Genomic DNA, 18,092 nt, shown 5'->3' on the forward strand with positions numbered 1-18,092 from the left:
GCAAACGAAGCACCACGAGTAGTGCCTTCGGTACGAGCAGGCACTTCCTGTGTGTAATAACGAATTCGTCCATCAGGGAGCGTCTTCGTGATAGCTGCTGTCTGTTGTGCCTTCTGCAACCCTGAAAGTTTTGCCCTCAAAGCAGCTTGAGCATTAACACTTGCTGCCTCACCTGATATTGTTGCGGTTTCTTTTGCACCAACTAAACTTCTATTTTATACAGAGAAATTTCGCCATCCAAATATTGCATCGCGCCCTCTACAACCGACAGGCACTCATCAGACTCAATGATACTAAGTCCACAACCACCAAAATCCAGATATACTCCAACGCAACCTTCGTCGACATTCTTAATTCTGTACTCGTACACGGCCAAAATCTCTAACCCTAAAAACTTATCCAGACCATTTAACGACCTAATCGGGTACGCAAAATCATCACTAATTTCTGACAACTCGAGTAACCCTGGCTCTGAATTTAGCACTGTAAATTTTGATACGCCCTCGCTAACCGTTAGCGACACCCACCCTGCGATAGACATTTTAAAAAAAAGCACCAAAAATTCACAAACCAAATCCCCACTCATAAAAAACGAACGAAATCTGATATCGCGCAAAATTTCTTTGATCAGCATGGACTCTCATCCCCCACATTAAAATTTCGATGACTTCTCTGGAATTAATGTATCAAACTCATATTTTCCGTCCGGCAGCACCCTTAAGCTCACGGTGCTATTAGTCTTGGAGCTGTACACATGAACAAGATCGTAATTGCCTCGAACAGTTGAGCTGGGGATTACTGGGCTCACAGATGTGGCGTTCTCTAGGGTTTCTTTAACCGTTGCCTTAGCCTGCTCTACACCAGTCCTACTTGCTTCATAGGGTAAGCGACCCTCACCAATTTTTGCTCCCAGCTTTTTATTGAGATTAGTCGATTGTGATGCAAAGAAGTCATCTACCTCTCCCAAACCGGGAACCTTCTGGATGCCTTTTGCACCAAAGGAACAATCAGACTTTACATACTAAACCTGCATCCACCGTAGCTAGAGCAAAATCGTTTTGCTCGGGAATGAAAAACTCAACCTCATAGGCCGAGGGCTGATCAGCACTGCCATGCACAATAACAATTGTGCCTTCGGTCCCTTCGGGTATAAAGACTTCATCTCCAGTAATTATTTTGGCCTCTACCCCTTCCCGGAGAAGAACGACATCATTTTCGCGAAATATATTCATTTTTTTGCCGGAATTCCTGTTACAAGGCGAACGGTACCTGAGCCGTCTTTCAAAAATACGAAAGGTACGTCAATGGTTCTCCCATTAGTCCCGACAATAGGGATTTTCTGTTCAAAAGTCTGACCATATTGAGTTGTTTTTGTCACCACGGCCTTCGCTTCATTAAATTGAATCTGCGACGCCAACCCCTCCCAATTATTCTTGTCAAAGCCAAGAGCCTGCTGAAACCAAGTGGCTTTGGTTTGGTTCTGAGGGTGCCCTGCATCAAGTAGGTACCCCTGCAATTTACTCTGCAGGTTAGCAGTATCAAAGCCAGCGTCAATTGCACCTCCAGAGCCTTTTGCACCAACCTCGCCCAGCTTCCCAATCCGCCCCGCTGGCACTAGGTTAATTGCCATTTCCGCATCATATTTTGCTCGAACCGCCGCGCTAGCGGCCGTGTTGCCTTGCAACTGATACAGATAGGTCAGTATCTCTACATCATTCTTGTTATCACGATAGCTGCTCAACAGCCTATCGGAGCTCGCCATCGACAACAAGAGACCGTTTGCGATCTGACTCGTTGTATCCACCGGGTGACTGAGAAGGCTGCTGCCCAGCGTCCAGAAATTGGTCGCCATTCCAGTAGTCGCGTCCCAATACCCCTGTGCCGAACCGGTGAGAACACCCGTCGCGAAGTCACCAAAACCGTCACGGAAATTCAGATTCTTTTCATAGAAATCCAGGTTACGGAAGTCTTCAACTTTTGGAATGTAATTGAAATTCGGATTCAGATAATCGCCGTTCAGGCGGTTATCTGCATACGCTTGAGGGTGGTTAACGCCGTAATTTTGAAGCAGACGCGTAGTTTCTTCTGGCGTGTAGCTCTTATTGTCGCTGGGCACAGGAAAACCGTTGACTGTCGCAACAACATCATAGGTATCCGCCAACGGCGCTAATGCAATACCCAAATATTTGAGGGTGGTGTCATCAGGTACCGACGATTTGGCGTCAATGACCATACGCCAGCCCGCATCGGTGTAGTACACCAATGCCCTGGCCAAGCGCGCTTCCGCCTCGGCTTCGGTGATACCTGCTGCCTTGGCCAATGCTTGCGCTTGTGCCTTAAGCAGCGGAATTTCCGCGGGGTGCATCTGACGGTTGAACTGCTCAACATTGGCAGCAATAGCAGCACCGCTCATCTGCGCAATCGAACCACCGCCTCCGGCGGCCGCCCCCAAGCCTGCGGCGATCAAAGTGCCGAACGCATCCCGGCTTGCCAGTCCGATACCGTAACCTTTCAGCACTTCATCCAATGCCGGCATGATTGCCGCCGACGCGCCTGCGCTAAGGGCACCGTTCACCACCGAGCCACTGGATAAGCCTTGTACGGCACCTGCCAGGCTGTGCAACAAGACACGTGCCGAGCCACCTTCAGCCCATGCCGCTTGCAGGTTCGTGTCCTTGTTACGTATCGCGTCCGCTAGCTGTTGATCGGCGTAGTCACCTATTTTTCTGAAGGTATCTGCCGCCGTGGTATTGGCTACAAGGCCAATCGCCGTCGCACCACCCACACTCCCCAAGCCGGCTGCAATCACGCCAGCGGCGATGTCCGCCATAAAGCGTTTGTCGCCACCTGCTCGCCAGCTGTCGTATTCATTGATCGCGGCCTGGCGTTCCTCTTCAGTCGTCGCTGATTTGATTTTGTCGCTGGCCGCCTGCTGCTGGGCATTGGCGACTTTGCCGATGATGTTTTTGGACAGCGCGACCGTGCTCTGGATTAGATCAATCCGCTCCTGAATCGCTTTTTCATCAGGCTTGTCCAACGTCTGATTGGCGTTTGCAGTATCCCGATTCAGTCCCACCAGATCATTCGCACCCGCGGCGTTGCGCACGATGATGGTGCCTTCGCTGACAGCACTGCGGGTGCTGCTATGGTCCGAATCGCTCAGTGACAGCGGAACGCTGCCGCCCACACTTGAGCCGGCATTGCTGCCATAGGAGGCCGAAAAGCCTGCCGACTGGGCGCTGATCTCGCTGGTATTTTTGATGTCGCTGACGATCAGACGGTCGGTGCTGAGCAGGTTCTTGCCTGCAGACGCCTCACTGGCAATGACTGCGCCTTGCAAGGTGGTGTTTTTACCGACGGTGATGTCGTAACCACCCTTGCCGGCAAACAGGCCGCTCTGGTCTGTCACAGCCTTGTAATCGCTGTTCATGTTGCCGGCGGCCAGGCTTGCGGACACGGCCACAGGTGCGCCGTAGCAGAACGGCGGAATACAGATACTGCCACCGAAACCGGCACTGCCCTGTTTGCTCTTCTGGGTCTCGGTGTCCTGGCGCGAGGTGATGGTGAGGTTGCCGTCAATCAACGCGTTGATGCTGTCGGCCCGTACCTGCGCGCCAGCCAGGGTGGTGTCCTGCCCACTGTGCAGGGAGAGAGAGCCGGTATCCAGGGTGGTGTTGACTTGGGTAACGGAACTACCAGTCCCCATGCTCTTGGCGATGGAAGCTCCCAGATCAAGGGTGAACCCGTTCTGCTCGCCTAGGTTGAAGCTGGCGCCAATGGCGGTTTTGTTGCTGCTGTTGTTGTTGGCCCAGTTGGCGGTGTTTTGCGCGCTTTCCAGGGTGATGTTGTTTTTCGCCAGCAATACAGTGTCGGCGGCTTTCAAGCTGCTGCCAATCACATGAATATCACCCGCCGTTCCCGGCGCACCGCCATCGGCGATAATCAACAAGTTTTTGCCGGCATTGAGCGTGCTTTGCTTGGCAGTCTGACTGTTGTACTCGTTGGTACTTTTGCTGTGGGTGTTGGCCAGCTCCGTGCCAATCTTGATCAGGGAACCATTACTGGCGGAGCCCTGTTTTTTCCCATGATCCGAGCCCGCGCCTTCGGTGTCGCCGCCCATACCGCCCAGATCATTGAACGCCATTGCCGCCTGAGCCAGCTTCACCGCTTTAAGTCGCGGGTCGTCCGCGTCATTAGCTGCTTTTACTGAACTGCGAATCGTATTGACCGTATCAACGATCGCGCCGCCAATCACCCGCCCCACCGCCAAACTGCTGGATTTGTCGGTACTGCTCTGGCTCGCACTTTCCATTCCGGCGGCAATGGTCACTTTGGAACCGATCAGGCTCATGTTCTTGGTGCTGACGAGGTCACTGGCGATTACATTCAGCTCACGTCCACTGGTGAGGCTGACGTTGCCCTCGCTGGACCCAATGGTGCTGCCGGTCAAAGTGGTTTGGGATGACTTGCCGGTGTGATTCTGACGGCTGATCGACAAGTGCTGGTTGCCGGTGATGTCATCGACGCCAAGGTTATTGGCTGTCAGCACACCGGTCAGATCGCGGTTCTTTTCCTTATGGAGTTCATTGCGGGTGAAGGTGTTTTCCGCTGCGTTGATGGTCAGGTCGCGGCCGGCCTGTACAGTCAGATCCTGGGTACTGACCAGAGACGAACCGGTGATTGTGGCGTCACGACGAGCAGCGACATCCACGGTATTGCCCGAGATCACACTGCCAACAGCAGTGCTTTGTGTCTCAGAAACCTGATCCTTGACCTTGCTTGACTTCAAGCCACCCCAGCTACTTTTGCTGGAGCTGCTTTCATGGCGGGCGCTGTTCGAATCAGTGACCGCAACGATCTGCATGTCATTGCCGGCCACCAGTTGCACACCACCTTTATCGGCCGCAATCTCGCTGCCTTTGATCAGCATGTCGTTACCGGCCAGCAGGGTGCTGTTACCGCCGGAGGTCACTGCGCTGGCGATGTTGGTGGTGCTGGCCACCTCGTCGAGTCGACTCTTCTTGCCCGAGGAGCTTTTCTTGGTTTTGCTGTAGAAGCTGTAATCGCTGTCCTCTGCACTCTGGAGCGTCAGGTCATTACCCGCATACACATACGCCTCGTTCCCCGCACTAATCTTGCTCGCCACCAGCGTCGTGTCCCCACCGGAGCGGGTGATCACATTGCCGCCGGCACTGAACTCGGCCGCTTTCTGTACGGTGTGGTTGTACTCTTCGTGAATGCGTTTTTTGCCGTCCTTGCTGCGGGTTTCGACGTTGTGTTCGTCGCCGGCCGAGGCTAGGGTGAGGTCGCCTTTGGCGTCGGCGGTGAGGTTGCCTTCGGCCTTGGCGGTGCTGGCGATGACGTTGATGTCGCGGCCGGCGTTGAGGGTCAGGTTGCCGCCGCTGGTGACGCTGGAGGCGAGGTTTTCCACGGTGGTGGTGGTGATGGAGCGGTGGCCGCCCTCTGCCATGTCGTGGATTTCGCTTTCGTTGCGCGTGGCCAGCAGGTTGAGGTCGCGGGTGGCGCTCAGGCTGGCGTCGCCGCCGCTGCTGATGGCGGCGGAGTTGGTCAGGTCGCGGGCAGACTTGATCGTCAGTGTGTCGCGGGCGCTGATGCTGCCGCCGGCGTCGACCAGGGTGCGCATGCCGGAGCCTTCGCCCACGGCGATGGCGGTGCGGTCATTGACGATGTCGCCCTTGAGGGTGGTGAGGCTGACCTGGTTGCCGCGAATTTCGCCGGCCAGGGCGTTGCGGATGCTGTCCGTGGCCATGAGGCTCAGGCGTTCGTTGGCCTCGACCAGGCCGCCCTGATAGAGGCTGCCCTTGACGTCGGCGGACAGGTCGTGAGTGCCGCGCAGGGTGCCGACGTTGACCAGGTCGTTGCCGGCGATCAGGGTCAGGTCACGGCCCTGGATCAGGCTGCCGCCGCGCACGTTGCGCGATTCGGCCTGGGCCAGATACAGCACCGGCACCAGCACTTTCTGGCCATCGACGATGCGCTCTTCCATCCACACGATGTCGTGGGTCAGGGCCGCAACCTGCTCGGAAGTCAGGCTGACGCCCAGCGACAGGTTCAACGCGTTTTTGCTGGCCAGGGCGTTGTCCATCAGATAACGGAATTGCTCGTTATCGTCGTTCAGGCCGTTGGCGAGAAAACGTTGACCGGTCTTAGCCAGCACGGCGTCGCTGATCAAACGGGATTCATAACGACCGTCACCGAGGCGGCGCGCGGCTTCATCGGCGCTGAAGTTGAGCTTGCCCAGCAGGTAATCGGAACTCATGAATGCCGCGGACTGGGTCAGCTCCGGGTTGGTTTCGATCAGGTAACGGCTTTGCGGGTTGCGACTCTGCACGAACATGCCGTACGGCCCCTTGGGCAGTCGGAAAGTCGAAGACGCCGTCGGGTCCACGGCGGCAAATGGCACACCCCGGAAGTCGACCGGGACGAAGCTGACCTGCTTCACGCCATCGGCATCCACGCGCTCGATGCGCGTGACGTCCTTGGCCACCTGGGCGCTGGCGTCGGTGCTGCGTTTGCCCAGGTTGATGTTGATGCCGCCGACCGAGGCGGTCTGGTCGCTGCTCAGCGAACCGGTCAGCTGGCCGAAGGTGTTGTCGTAAAGCGTGCCGTTCTGGATGGTGTTGGCGACGTTCAGTCGGACGTTGCCACCGGCTTGCAATACGGCGGCGTAAACGTTGTTGCCGTTTTCATTCCAGGTGGTGACGTCGCTCTGTACCGCGAACCGACTGTCGCTCGAACGGTCGCTCAGTTCCTTGAAACGTGCTTCATCGAAATTGCCCGCGGCTGTCGCCGCGTTGAACGCCGGGACATCGATGAACTCCATCTTGTCCCAGAGGCTGTTGTCGATACGACCGGGGGTACCGATTATCACGACCCGCTGTCCCGAGCGTGACGCGGCACCCTGGTTGAGCAGGCTGTCGGCGGTCAGGTCGAGGTTGCCGTTGGCCGCCATCAGGCTGTAACGGTTTTCGACCTGATTGGCGTGAACGGTGAAGTTTTTCCCGGCCACCAGCCGTGAAGCGCGAGAGTCCTTGAGTACGGTGTCGTTGAACTGGGTGGTGATGGTGATCTTGCCGCGTTTCCAGCCGTCGTGCCCCCCGCAGTGCTGACCGCACTCCCAATCCAGGCTGCCGGAAGATTGCCCGGACGTCAGTTCGAATTCGGATTTGGCGTTGACCAGCGACGCCACGTTAATGTCGATGTCGCCTTCGCTTTCGATAGTGCCCGACAGGTTACTGAACGAGGCCGCACGGCCACCATCAAGGGCACTGAACGTCAGGTTGCCGCGGCTGTAGATATCGCCGAAATAGTTGCTCAGGCTGTTGCCGTGCAGCTCCATCGCGCCGCCGCTGAACAACAGCGTATCGGCGCCGTTGCTGATGCCGTTGGCCGCCTTGAGCGTGACCTTGCCTTGCGCGCCGAGGGTGCCTTTGTTATCGATCCGGGCCGCCGTCACCGTCAGGTTTTGATTGGCGATCAGGCGACCGAGGTTGTCGAGGGTGCCACGCAAGTTCAGTTGCGTGTCGCCACCACTGACCAGACGACCGTCGCGCTGGATCAGATCGTTGGCGCCGATGGTCAGTTTTTGCTTGGCCGAGACTCGGCCACTGTTAAGCAGATTGCCGCCCAGGGTCAGCGACAGGTTGCCGTCACTGAGCAGCTCGCCGGCGTTGGTGAGGTTGGCGACATTCAGGCTCAGCGCCGAAGCGCTGGCGATACGGTCACCGGCATTGAGGGTCAGGTCTTGGGCGCTGGTGTAGGTCAGGCCACCGTTGAGTTGCCAGGTGCCCACCCCGTTGACTGAGCCGATGTCCCAACTGCCATTGCCCAGACCGGTGAGGCTGCCCTGGCTGCCGGTCAGGTTATTCAGGTCGAGATCGAACAGGCCTTGCGCCGCGTGACGTACGCTACCACTGAGGTTATTGAGCTGAACGCCGCTGAGGATCAGGTCCTTGCTGCCGATCTCGATAACGCCGTTCTGGTTGTTCAGGTTGCCGGTCAGTTTGATCTGACTCGACGCACCACCGAGCGCGCGAACCTGGCCACCGGCACTGTTATTCAACTGGCCGCTGATGAGGTTCAGGTCGGTGGCCGATTCGATCAGCCCGCCCTGGTTGAGAATCTGGCTGACGGCTTCAAGCCCCAGCCGCGTGCCGCTGATCTCACCGCCGGCGTTGTCCAGGCTTGAACCATCGAAGATGACTTGGTCTTTGCCGAACAACTTGCCGGCGCGGTTGGTCAGGCGAGTGACCGTCAATTGCAAGTCGCCCAGCAGACTGGAAATCAGCCCGGCCTTGCCGTTGACGGCGCTGTTGTCGAGGTCGGCAGCGGTGATGTCCAGACTGTCGGCCTGCAGGGTACCGCCCTGGTTCTGCAGGCTGCCCTGGCCCAGCGCCAGCTCTGCGTGGCTGCCGTTGGCGAGGATCACACCTTGCTGGTTTTGCAGGCTCGTGCCGACGATTTTCAGGCCATCGCTGCCGGCAATGATCTGGCCTTCGTTGCGGTTGTCGACGGCCGTGCTGCTGATGTCCAGACGCTTGCCACGCAAGGTGCCGCCACGGTTGTCGAGTTCCGTCAGGCGAGCGAGCAGCAGGCGCTGATCACCGGCGTCGACCACGCCGGTGACGTTGCTGAAAACACCGGCGATTTTCAGTTCGATGGTGCCATCGCTGCTGACGATGCCGCCCTTGTCGTTGTTGCTCAGTTGCCCTGCGGTAACGTCGATGGTTTTACCGAGCAGGACACCGGCACTGTTGTCGACCGTGTCACTCTCGATCTGCAGACCGGCTTCGCTTTGAATCCGGCCCTTGATGTTCAGCAACTGTGACTGACCGGGGGCCGTCTGCTTGAGGATCAACCGTGCACCGTCAACGCCCGCCGCTAGCAGGCCGTTATTGCTGTTGTCGAGGCTGGCGGCTTGCAGGTCCAGGCGATCGCCCATGATCCACCCGCCACGGTTGTCGATGCGCCCGCCTTCGGCGACCAGCAACAATTGCTGACCGGCCACGACACCTGCGCGGTTGTCGATGCTCGCGGCGTGAATGTCCACGTCCCCATGGGTGGCCTGCAATCGGCCCAAGGCACTGTTCAGGTGTTGAGTGACGATCAGCGTGAGCTTGCCGGCCTCGGCGCTCATGGTGCCGTTGGTGTTCTGCGTGAGATTGTCGAGTGTCGTATGGACGGTGCCGCCCAGCAGCTTGCCCTCGGTGTTATCCAGGTCACGGCCAACGATTTTGAGGCTTGTGTTGCCCTGAATCAGCCCTTGAGTGTTGTCCAGATCCTGGGTAGCCAGAACGCTGTCTTCGGACGAGATTGTGCCTTGGGTATTGTCGAGTTTGCCGCGACTGGTCAGCTCAAGGGTTTTACCCGTCAGGCTGGCGTTGCGGTTGTTGATGCTCTGGGCGGTGACGGCCAGATGGGTCGAGGCTTGCACCTTGCCATCGTGGTTATCGAGGTCTTCGTCGAGAGTCAGGTTCAGCGCACCGCCTTCGGCGCTGATCACGCCTTTTTGGCTGTTATCCACGCGGGTGGCGTTGACGGTCACTTCATCGGCAGCCAGCGTGCCGCCCTGGTTGAGCAGTTCGCCGCCGGACACCGACAGAGCGGTCTGAGCCTGAATTTTGCCTTTGCCGTTGTCCAGGCGCTCACTGGCCGTGACCTTGGCGTCGGTCTGATTGGCTGCGATCAAACCGTTGGTGTTATCGAGTTGACGGGTGACCAGGTCCAGACGGCCGGCAATCATTTTGCCGTCGCCGTTCTTCAGCTCCCGGGCGTTGAGCGTCAGGCTGCCGCCGGCGATTTCGATGCGGCCCTGGCGGTTGTCCAGGCTGTCGAGGGTCAGGGTCGCGGCCTGGCCATCGGCGAAGCGAATCAGGCCGTTGAGGTTGACAATGGCCGGGGCGTTGAACGCCAGACGGCCTTCGCCGAAGATCCGCGCATTGATCCCCAGGTTGAGCAATCGAGCGGCATTGAGCGTGACGTCGCGTCCCTGAATGATGCCGTTCTGGTTGTCGAGCGAGCCTTCGGTCTGCACGTTCAAGGAACGGCTGGCCAACAGGCTGCCGCTGTTACTCAGCGCCTGACTGTTGAGGACAAGATCACCGCTGGCGTTGCGGCTGTTGTCGGCATTGACCCCGGCTTCGATGACGCCGAGGTTGGTCAGTTTGCCACCGCTCGTCAGACGCACCGAGTCCCTGGCCGCGAGGCTTTGCCGGTTGACCAGGTCTTCGGCGGTCTGCACGGCCAATTGCGTTCCGGCGTATACCGGTCCTTGGGCATCGAGGCTCTTGGCCTTGATGTCGACGACGTTGCTGGCGGTGGCTTTGACCATGCTCAGTTGGCCGTTGGCGTCGATCTGAATATCCCCGGCGCTGGCCGCCAGTTCCGCCGCCAGCTTCACACCGACGCCCTGCTCGGTGCCCACCAGCTTGATCGCCCCGGCGTACATGCCGCCCAGGGCCGAAGAGTCGATGGCCAGTTGCGGTTTGGCACTGCCGTCATCGGCGCGGGCGGTGGCGTTGAGGTTGTCCGCATTCACATCGTTGCGACCGGCGGCGATGGTCAGGTTTTTTGCATGGATTTCAGCGTTGATCTTCGCGCTGCGGGTGATGATTTCGAAGCCATCGACCTGGCTAGCATCAAGGCCCGTGCCATCGATGGAGACACTGCCCTGATCGACCTGGAAGCGGTCCAGACGACCACTACCGTCGAGCACTGGTTTGCCGGTGGTCAACGTCACGCGCGGGGTGTTGATGAAGCCGCAACCGTTGCAGCTGATGCCATAAGGGTTAGCAACGATGACCCGTGCCGATTGCCCCGCCACTTCGGTGTAACCGCGCAACTGGCTGGGGCTGCCGCCGATGACTTCGTTAAGTATCGTCTGTGCCCCGCCGCTGTTTTTCAGGTGCGGGTTGCCAATGATGATCCCGCCCAACTGCGTCGCACCGGTCTGGTTGGCGACGTTGTTGAGGATCACGCCCTGGGTGCCAACGTTGTAATCGTGGAACTGGTTATGCGACAGACCGCTGCCGTTGGGCGTGGCGATGTTGACGATCGGTACTCCGTTGCCGGCGTTATCCAGCGTGGTACCCGGCGTGCTGACGACGATGCCCTCGGCCTGGGCCCATATCGGTTGCCAGAACATGACGTTGGCCAACAGAAACGCCAGCCCGCGCTTGGGCATGCCCCAGAAGTGTTCACGGTTTTTTACGGCAGCAGCGGGCTGGCCGGCCAGAAAGGCCAGTTGGCGAACATCCATGATCGAATCTCGTTAAAGCAGAATTTAGAGGAAGAAATCCACGCGGAAATAGATCGGCGCTTCGCGCTCGGTCAGCACATCAGGGCGTTCCAGGGAATGGGCAAAAGTCACGCTGGCGGCCACATGCTGACCCCGGGCAAACAGCTCCACGGAGTTGCTGGACATGCGCCCGTGCTGATCGCCGTTGTAGCGGTCACCACGGATCACACCCTGGTCGTAACCCAGGCTGGTGCCGTACTCGGCGAACACCGGGCGCAGCCATTCCAAAGCGATCGGATGGCTCCAGCGCAGGTCGTTGCGCCAGTAGCCGCCGCTGTCACCGGACAACGACTGGTCCTTGTAACCGCGGATCGACGACTGCCCGCCGAGGCTGGTGCGCTGCGGGCTGAACAGCACGTCTTCGCTGCGCTGGCCGGTCATTAGGCTGCTGAAACTGAAGGACTCGCCCCACACCTTGAACGGCTGCAGATAACTCGCGGTGGCGGTGTATTTGCGGTAACGGGCGTTCGGCTCGCCGGGGCCCGGATCGCCGTTACCCTGGGCGTCGAACGCACCGATACCTTGCTGCATGCCCAGGTCAAGGTTGACGAAGGCACTGCCGACCCGCCGACCGTGGTTGATGCCGAACTGCGCTTCGCTGATACGGTTGCTGCTCAGCTTGAGCTTGCTGTCTTCGATGAAGTTGTTGGTGCGCAGGGACGAGATACCGGTGCTGAGGGACGTCTTGCTCAGGGCGTCGCGATGGATCACCCGCTCGGCACGCAACTGATGGTTTTCGCTGTCGCCGGTCTGCTTGAAATTGAAGCCGTTGGCCTGGGCTTGCGAGCGGTACTCGCTCTGGCTATAGGTGTAACTGAAGTTCCACCAGCCCCACGGCACGCTGTAATTGAGTATCGCGTTGTTGGAGGTGTGCTGGTGATCGGTCATCGCATCGTGACCGCCGCGCAGCATCAACTGATCGGCCAGGCCCAGCGGGCTGTCCCAATCAAACGTCGTGCCCCACTGCTGCTCGCCGGTGCTGCGCTGGCCGTCGTTACTGCGCGACAACCCGGCACGCCACGGCTTCTGCGGCGTGTTCTTGACCAACACTTCACTGCCACCGACGTTCTTGCCCGGAGACAACTCCATCTGCGCCTGATTCGACGGCAAGCGGTTGAGCTGATCCACCATCTGCTCGATTTCCCGCAGATTGACCAGCTCCCCGCTCTTGCCAGGAAAAGCCATCCCCAGTTCACGGTCCGACAGCTTGCTGCCCTCCGCACCCTTCAACCCTTCAAGCCGGCCCTCGACCACCAGCACCTTCAAATGCCCGCCGGACAAATCCTGCTGCGGCAAGTAGGCACGGCTGGTGACAAGGCCTTTTTCGATGTAGTGATCGGTGATGACTTTCAGCAACTCGTTGAGCTGCGTAACGCCCAGGCACTGACCGATATAAGGCTTGAGCAGGCGATTTTTCTCGCTGTCGGAGAGACTGTCTGCACCTTTGAGTTCGATGTCCTTGATGGGGAAACAACGGGTGTCGGCCGGGGCCGTCGGTGGCGCGGGCTGGGCTTCCTTGCCGGGTAATTCCTTGAGCTCCTCGAGACGCCGACGCTGCTCGTCGAGCAAGCGGTCCTGACGTTCGCGGATCAGATCGGTTTCACCAGGGGTGGGGGCGGCGTGAGCAAGATTCAGCGGAGAAAGGCACAGCAAAGCCAGGCACAACCTCGCCACGAGGGCGGGTGGGTACATGTTCGATCCCTCGAAATGGAGAGTGATAGCACAATAGTGGCGCGATATTAGACAGCCATTATTCTGGCGTCAATGAATGGAACCATTCGAGAATGGTTAAGGGACGACTTGTAATGGCTAGGAGGGTGTAGACAAAATCATGTAGTGAGTCGACGCGCGAGTATGCGTGCTTCGGCCAGCCACACCCATGCCTCGCTCACGGCGAGCAACCGATCGTGGTGCATGATCAGTCGCCGAGCCCTCTCATTCCAGGCATGAGTCCGCTCCACCACCCAGCGCCTGGGCATAACCACGAAGCCGGTCGGGGCGGGCGCTACAGTGAACAGATCGCCCTGCTCGGAGTGCCATTTCCCCGTTCTTCTATTGTTTGGCCCTCGGATCACTTGAACGTCGACCGCGTGCGTTTGATGCATGCGTTGAGCCCATTTTCCTGCATATGCACTGTCGACGAAGAGCCCCCAGCAGCCCAGCCCAAGGATCATAGCCCCCGGGATTCCGTGAAGAACCCAAAAAAAGGGCACCCGAACAGACTGTGTGAAAACTCCAACTCATTCCTGAAGAGGTCGTTGCTACGCGAAATCTTCAGGAGTTCTGACTCAATCGAACTCAGAATGAGTGAGAGAGCGCCAAAAATGATCGGTTAATGATCAAGGTTTGACGCTCTCTGGGTTTTCACACGGTCTGCGAAGGCGCCCTCTTTTGCATCACATCACTCAGTTCAACGCAGGCTTGCTATCCCCATTGATCGGGATGCGCTTGGCCTTGGCCTCTTCCGGCACGATCCGCAGCAGGTCAATGCTGAGCAGACCGTTGGCCAGCCCTGCAGCCTTGACCTCGATATGGTCGGCCAGACGGAAGGACAACTTGAACGCCCGCTGGGCAATGCCCTGGTGCAGATAGGTAACGCTTTCAGCGTTGCTGTCACGCTTGCCGCCAGTGACGGTCAAGACGCCTTTTTCCACTTGCAGGTCAAGATCCTGCTCCTGGAAACCGGCCGCAGCAACGACGATTCGATAGTGGTCTTCGCCATGCTTTTCAACGTTGTAGGGTGGGTAGCTGCTACCCGCCTCATTACGCGCCGCGGATTCGAACAGGTCATTGAAACGGTCGAAACCTACGGAATGACGGAACAGTGGAGCCAGAGAAAAAGCAGTAGTCATGGTGCATCTCCTGAAAATCAGCGAGGTTGTGTAGTAGCGCGACCCGACTTCGGCATCGCGTACTCCTTAGATAAGGACCCTCGCCAACTTTTCAAGCAACCCCACAAAAAAATTTTCAGGCCGCCTCGCTGACCGGCATGCCGATCAACTGCTCAACGCGATCGCAGTCGGTTTCCCGGCGCAGTTCGGTGAACAACGCCACGGCTTCAGGGTAGGTGCGGGTCAACATCGCCACCCATTGCTTCAAGCGCCCCGGCGCCTGGCGCGGCGTCATCTGCGCCCGGGCCTGGCCCCAGAAGTCCTGGATCAGCGGCAGCAGGCTCTGCCAGTCCATCGGTACGAACTCGACGCCGTCGCGTTCAGCAGCGATCTGCCGGGCCAAATCCGGACGCGAGACCAGGCCGCGGCCGAGCATGATGTCTTCGACACCGCTGACCTCACGGCAGCGCCGCCAGTCGTCGAGGGTCCAGACTTCACCGTTGGCGTACACCGGCACCTTGACCACATCCTGCACCTTCGCCACCCACTCCCAATGGGCCGGCGGCTTGTAGCCGTCAACCTTGGTCCGCGCATGTACCACCAATTGCTCGGCACCACCCTCGGCCAGGGCCAACGCACAGTCCAGGGCACCATCGGGGCTGTCGAAGCCGAGGCGCATCTTGGCGGTCACCGGTATATGCGCAGGCACGGCGCGGCGTACTTCACGGAGGATGGCGTGGAGCAGTTCCGGCTCTTTGAGCAACACCGCCCCGCCGCGAGATTTGTTCACGGTCTTGGCCGGGCAGCCAAAGTTCAGGTCGATGACCGGCGCGCCCAGCTCGCAGGCCAATACCGCGTTTTCTGCCAGGCAGACGGAATCGGAACCGAGCAGTTGCACACGCAAGGGCACCCCGGCCGCAGTCTGCGCGCCCTGGCTCAACTCGGGCGCCAGCTTGTCGAAGGTGGCCGCAGGCAACAGCCTGTCGCAGACGCGAATGAACTCGGTGACACACCAGTCGATGCCGCCCACCTGGGTCAGTACGTCACGAAGGATGTTGTCGACCAGCCCCTCCATCGGGGCCAGGGCAATTTGCATGGGTTGCATCTCGAGCGAAAAGGCCGGCAGTCTAGCAAAATCCGCAGGTTACAGTGCTCCGGCCATCAGCGCCGGGCCATAACCGTCGATGAACTCGCTGGGCATGCGCTTTGGCCGTCCTGTGGATAACTCGATGCAGACAAAGGTGGTTTGCGCGCGCAGCAAGGTGGTGCCGTCGCTGGGGCGCACCAGCTGGAAGCGTCGGGTCATCTTCAGGCGCTGGTCCCAGTCGACGATCCAGGTCGCCAGCTGCAACTCGTCGTCTTCATAAGCCGCCGCCAGGTAGTCGATCTCATGACGCACGACCGCCATGGCCCGGTCCAGGCGCCGGTACTCGGCAAGGTCCAGCCCCAGACGCTGGGAGTGACGCCAGGCACAGCGCTCCAGCCAGGTGACGTAGACCGCATTATTGGCATGGCCGAGGCCATCGATGTCATCGGCAGCGACCCGCAGGTCGATAATGAACGGTGTTGCCAGATCCCAACTCATGCCCGCTCCAGGTCCTTGTTGAACGGGCAGAGTGTAACGGATGATCAAGCCGATTGCCGCGCCGCTGCGCGACGACGCGCCAGCAGCGCCATTACGCCTTCGATCAGTTGGGGGTCAGCGAGTACGCGCTGATGACCGCCTTCAGGCAGCAACAACAGACGACTGTCGAACCAGGCCTGGTGAATCGCCTGGGCCTCGCTGGCTGGCACCAGGTTGTCGTCTTCGGCATGCACGATCAACGCAGGGATTTCCAGTTGATAGCCGCTGACGTCCAGACGCGCGATCGGTATGCCGACATCCCGCTCAATCTGGCGCACAAAGGCCGCCCGCGCCCGCGCCGGCATGCCCAGGCGATGGGCAAAGCTGCGCAATACACCCAGCAGCTGCGCAGGCGCGGCAACACTCACCGCCATTTCAGCACGCAGCCCCCATTGCAAGGCCAGCATGACGCTGGAGCCACCCATGGAATGGCCGATCACCGCGTGCAGCGGCGGCAACTCGGCAGCGGCTTCCAGCAAGGCCCGAGCGAACAACACGACATGCGCTTGATGGCCCGGCGAATGACCATGGGCCGGCCCTTCCAGGGCCACGGCGGTGTAGCCCGATTGCACCAGGGTATCGATCAGGTGCGCGAACTGGGTCGGCCGCCCTTCCCAACCGTGCATCAGCAACACTGTCGGACCCTGCCCCCAACGCAGCGCCGACAAGCCGAAACGCAAGGTAATGCGCTCGGCGCGGGCCAGCAGTGGCAGCTCCCACTCGCGCGGCGGCAGGTTGCGCGGGGTCATGAAGGCGCGGCGCATCTTGCCGGCGACATGTTCCGGCGCCAGCCGTCCGAAGGTGCCGTTAACGCTACGAATCCAGCTCAAGGTATTCATCGCTTCGCTCCAGTGGATGTCGCTCGATCAGACCACCGCCGACTTGGCGGCACGCAGGATACGGTCAGACAGCTCGTCTGTGCCCAAGGCGCGGGCCAAGGCCAGGCCACCGACCATCAAGGCCAGGTCGGCGAGGACCTTGTCGGCCTCTTCGGGGCTGTCAGCAAGATTGGCCATCATCAATTCAATGTGTTCGCCCAGCACCTGGCGGAAGGTATCTGGCAGCCGCGCCATCTCACCCAGCGAGTTGGGCAGCGGGCAGGCTCGCTCGGTGGCATCACGGTGCTTACGCGACAGGTAGAAAGCGGCGACCAGGGCGCGACGTGCTTCGCCACTCATGTTCGGGTCGACCTCGGCAAGCAACGCCCGACGCTCTGCGAGCAGCTGGCTGAAGGCTTCGAGCATCAGCGCGTCCTTGCTGTCGAAGTGCGCGTAGAAGCCCCCCACCGTGAGTCCGGCAGCCCCCATGACCTGGTTGACGCTGGGCTCGGCCGGGCCGTGCTGGATCAGTGCGCTGCAGGCAGCATCTAGAATCCGTTCGCGGGTTTTTGCCTTTTTGTCGTTCATGACCTGCCTCCGAATATTATGAGTAGAATATTATTCTCATAATATTTTTCTGCAAGCACTTTCCCCTGCCGCTTGTCGTACAGAGGAAGGAAAAGGAAGAGGAAAAAGAAAAGAGAACTTTTTTCGAGGCAAAAACAAAAGGCTCATTCAATAATCGAATGAGCCTTGAAATCCCACAAAGTGGGTAAAATGGCGTCCCCTAGGGGACTCGAACCCCTGTTACCGCCGTGAAAGGGCGGTGTCCTAGGCCACTAGACGAAGGGGACTTGTAACCTTCGTACAGATCCGTTTTCACGAATCCTGGCAAAATTGGTGGAGCTAAGCGGGATCGAACCGCTGACCTCCTGCATGCCATGCAGGCGCTCTCCCAGCTGAGCTATAGCCCCAGATTTCTAGCCTCGCGGCCCAGCGATCTCTTTCAACATCGCTTGTGTAAAACTGGCGTCCCCTAGGGGACTCGAACCCCTGTTACCGCCGTGAAAGGGCGGTGTCCTAGGCCACTAGACGAAGGGGACGAACCTTCTTACCTTACAACCTGGCTACTTGAACCCGGTTGATTCCGCAGTCATTAAAACCTACTACGGATCGGAATTTGGTGGAGCTAAGCGGGATCGAACCGCTGACCTCCTGCATGCCATGCAGGCGCTCTCCCAGCTGAGCTATAGCCCCACTATGTCGCTTTGAACTGAATCGCTTGGCTGGGTGCTTCGCGTTTCGTTTCGTTCATCGCTGTGGACGGGGCGCATATTAAGATCGGATGGCGAACCTGTCAAATATATTTTCAACAAAATTCAAAAAAAATTTCCGAGATAACAAACACTTACCGTCCAGCCTGCAGGAATACCCCGGTTTTGCGGGGTTGCGGGCCTCTTCGCGGGTGCAAGCCCGCTCCCACTGTAGGAGCGGGCTTGCAC

At 58.9% G+C, this 18,092-nt stretch carries 9 protein-coding genes, 4 tRNA genes and 1 pseudogene; all 14 read right to left on the bottom strand.

What is annotated here, in order from left to right; translation table 11 throughout:
* Positions 1 to 202: 202 nt before the first annotated feature.
* The gene (locus tag ACRESH_RS23070) at positions 203 to 634 is read right to left on the bottom strand and encodes a hypothetical protein (RefSeq protein WP_431744148.1); all 432 of its coding nucleotides are present in this window, start codon (positions 632 to 634) and stop codon (positions 203 to 205) included.
* Positions 635 to 1,007: 373 nt separating this feature from the next.
* A complete protein-coding gene (locus ACRESH_RS23075; RefSeq protein WP_431744149.1) occupies positions 1,008 to 1,232 on the bottom strand; it encodes a hypothetical protein in 225 nt (74 codons plus the stop codon).
* Positions 1,229 to 11,278 (bottom strand): hemagglutinin repeat-containing protein, encoded by a 10,050-nt coding sequence (locus ACRESH_RS23080; protein WP_431744150.1) that lies wholly within the window; start codon positions 11,276 to 11,278, stop codon positions 1,229 to 1,231. The genes ACRESH_RS23075 and ACRESH_RS23080 overlap by 4 nt, the downstream gene beginning before the upstream one ends.
* Positions 11,279 to 11,302: 24 nt before the next feature.
* Positions 11,303 to 13,009: a ShlB/FhaC/HecB family hemolysin secretion/activation protein gene (locus ACRESH_RS23085; protein WP_431744151.1), complete on the bottom strand. Its 1,707-nt coding sequence runs from the start codon at positions 13,007 to 13,009 to the stop codon at positions 11,303 to 11,305.
* 137 nt (positions 13,010 to 13,146) lie between these two features.
* Positions 13,147 to 13,464: pseudogene (locus ACRESH_RS23090) on the bottom strand (transposase); the annotation flags it as partial.
* A 258-nt stretch (positions 13,465 to 13,722) separates the two neighbouring features.
* A complete protein-coding gene (locus tag ACRESH_RS23095; RefSeq protein ID WP_038608656.1) occupies positions 13,723 to 14,169 on the bottom strand; it encodes an Hsp20 family protein in 447 nt (148 codons plus the stop codon).
* A 115-nt stretch (positions 14,170 to 14,284) separates the two neighbouring features.
* A complete protein-coding gene (locus ACRESH_RS23100; protein ID WP_431744152.1) occupies positions 14,285 to 15,244 on the bottom strand; it encodes a tRNA dihydrouridine synthase in 960 nt (319 codons plus the stop codon).
* 48 nt (positions 15,245 to 15,292) lie between these two features.
* Positions 15,293 to 15,733: an acyl-CoA thioesterase gene (locus tag ACRESH_RS23105; RefSeq protein ID WP_431744153.1), complete on the bottom strand. Its 441-nt coding sequence runs from the start codon at positions 15,731 to 15,733 to the stop codon at positions 15,293 to 15,295.
* Between the two features lie 44 nt (positions 15,734 to 15,777).
* Positions 15,778 to 16,611 carry an alpha/beta hydrolase gene (locus tag ACRESH_RS23110; protein WP_431744154.1) on the bottom strand — a complete coding sequence of 278 codons (834 nt, stop codon included), beginning with the start codon at positions 16,609 to 16,611 and terminating at the stop codon, positions 15,778 to 15,780.
* Positions 16,612 to 16,638: 27 nt separating this feature from the next.
* Entirely contained in the window at positions 16,639 to 17,178 is a 540-nt protein-coding gene (locus tag ACRESH_RS23115) for a TetR/AcrR family transcriptional regulator (protein ID WP_431744155.1), read from the bottom strand.
* A gap of 190 nt (positions 17,179 to 17,368) precedes the next feature.
* Positions 17,369 to 17,444, bottom strand: a tRNA-Glu gene (locus ACRESH_RS23120).
* Positions 17,445 to 17,488: 44 nt separating this feature from the next.
* Positions 17,489 to 17,564 (bottom strand) — tRNA-Ala (locus ACRESH_RS23125).
* Between the two features lie 53 nt (positions 17,565 to 17,617).
* Positions 17,618 to 17,693, bottom strand: a tRNA-Glu gene (locus ACRESH_RS23130).
* A gap of 78 nt (positions 17,694 to 17,771) precedes the next feature.
* Positions 17,772 to 17,847, bottom strand: a tRNA-Ala gene (locus ACRESH_RS23135).
* Between the last annotated feature and the right edge of the window lie 245 nt (positions 17,848 to 18,092).

This window comes from Pseudomonas sp. (assembly GCF_050739775.1).
Classification (GTDB): domain Bacteria; phylum Pseudomonadota; class Gammaproteobacteria; order Pseudomonadales; family Pseudomonadaceae; genus Aquipseudomonas.

What these genes read in the sequence shown, in the direction of transcription:
- ACRESH_RS23070 (WP_431744148.1), bottom strand. Translation starts at nt 634, where the DNA reads ATGCTGATCAAAGAAATTTTGCGCGATATCAGATTTCGTTCGTTTTTT.
- ACRESH_RS23075 (WP_431744149.1), bottom strand. Translation starts at nt 1,232, where the DNA reads ATGAATATATTTCGCGAAAATGATGTCGTTCTTCTCCGGGAAGGGGTA.
- ACRESH_RS23080 (WP_431744150.1), bottom strand. Translation starts at nt 11,278, where the DNA reads ATGGATGTTCGCCAACTGGCCTTTCTGGCCGGCCAGCCCGCTGCTGCC.
- ACRESH_RS23085 (WP_431744151.1), bottom strand. Translation starts at nt 13,009, where the DNA reads ATGTACCCACCCGCCCTCGTGGCGAGGTTGTGCCTGGCTTTGCTGTGC.
- ACRESH_RS23095 (WP_038608656.1), bottom strand. Translation starts at nt 14,169, where the DNA reads ATGACTACTGCTTTTTCTCTGGCTCCACTGTTCCGTCATTCCGTAGGT.
- ACRESH_RS23100 (WP_431744152.1), bottom strand. Translation starts at nt 15,244, where the DNA reads ATGCAAATTGCCCTGGCCCCGATGGAGGGGCTGGTCGACAACATCCTT.
- ACRESH_RS23105 (WP_431744153.1), bottom strand. Translation starts at nt 15,733, where the DNA reads ATGAGTTGGGATCTGGCAACACCGTTCATTATCGACCTGCGGGTCGCT.
- ACRESH_RS23110 (WP_431744154.1), bottom strand. Translation starts at nt 16,611, where the DNA reads ATGAATACCTTGAGCTGGATTCGTAGCGTTAACGGCACCTTCGGACGG.
- ACRESH_RS23115 (WP_431744155.1), bottom strand. Translation starts at nt 17,178, where the DNA reads ATGAACGACAAAAAGGCAAAAACCCGCGAACGGATTCTAGATGCTGCC.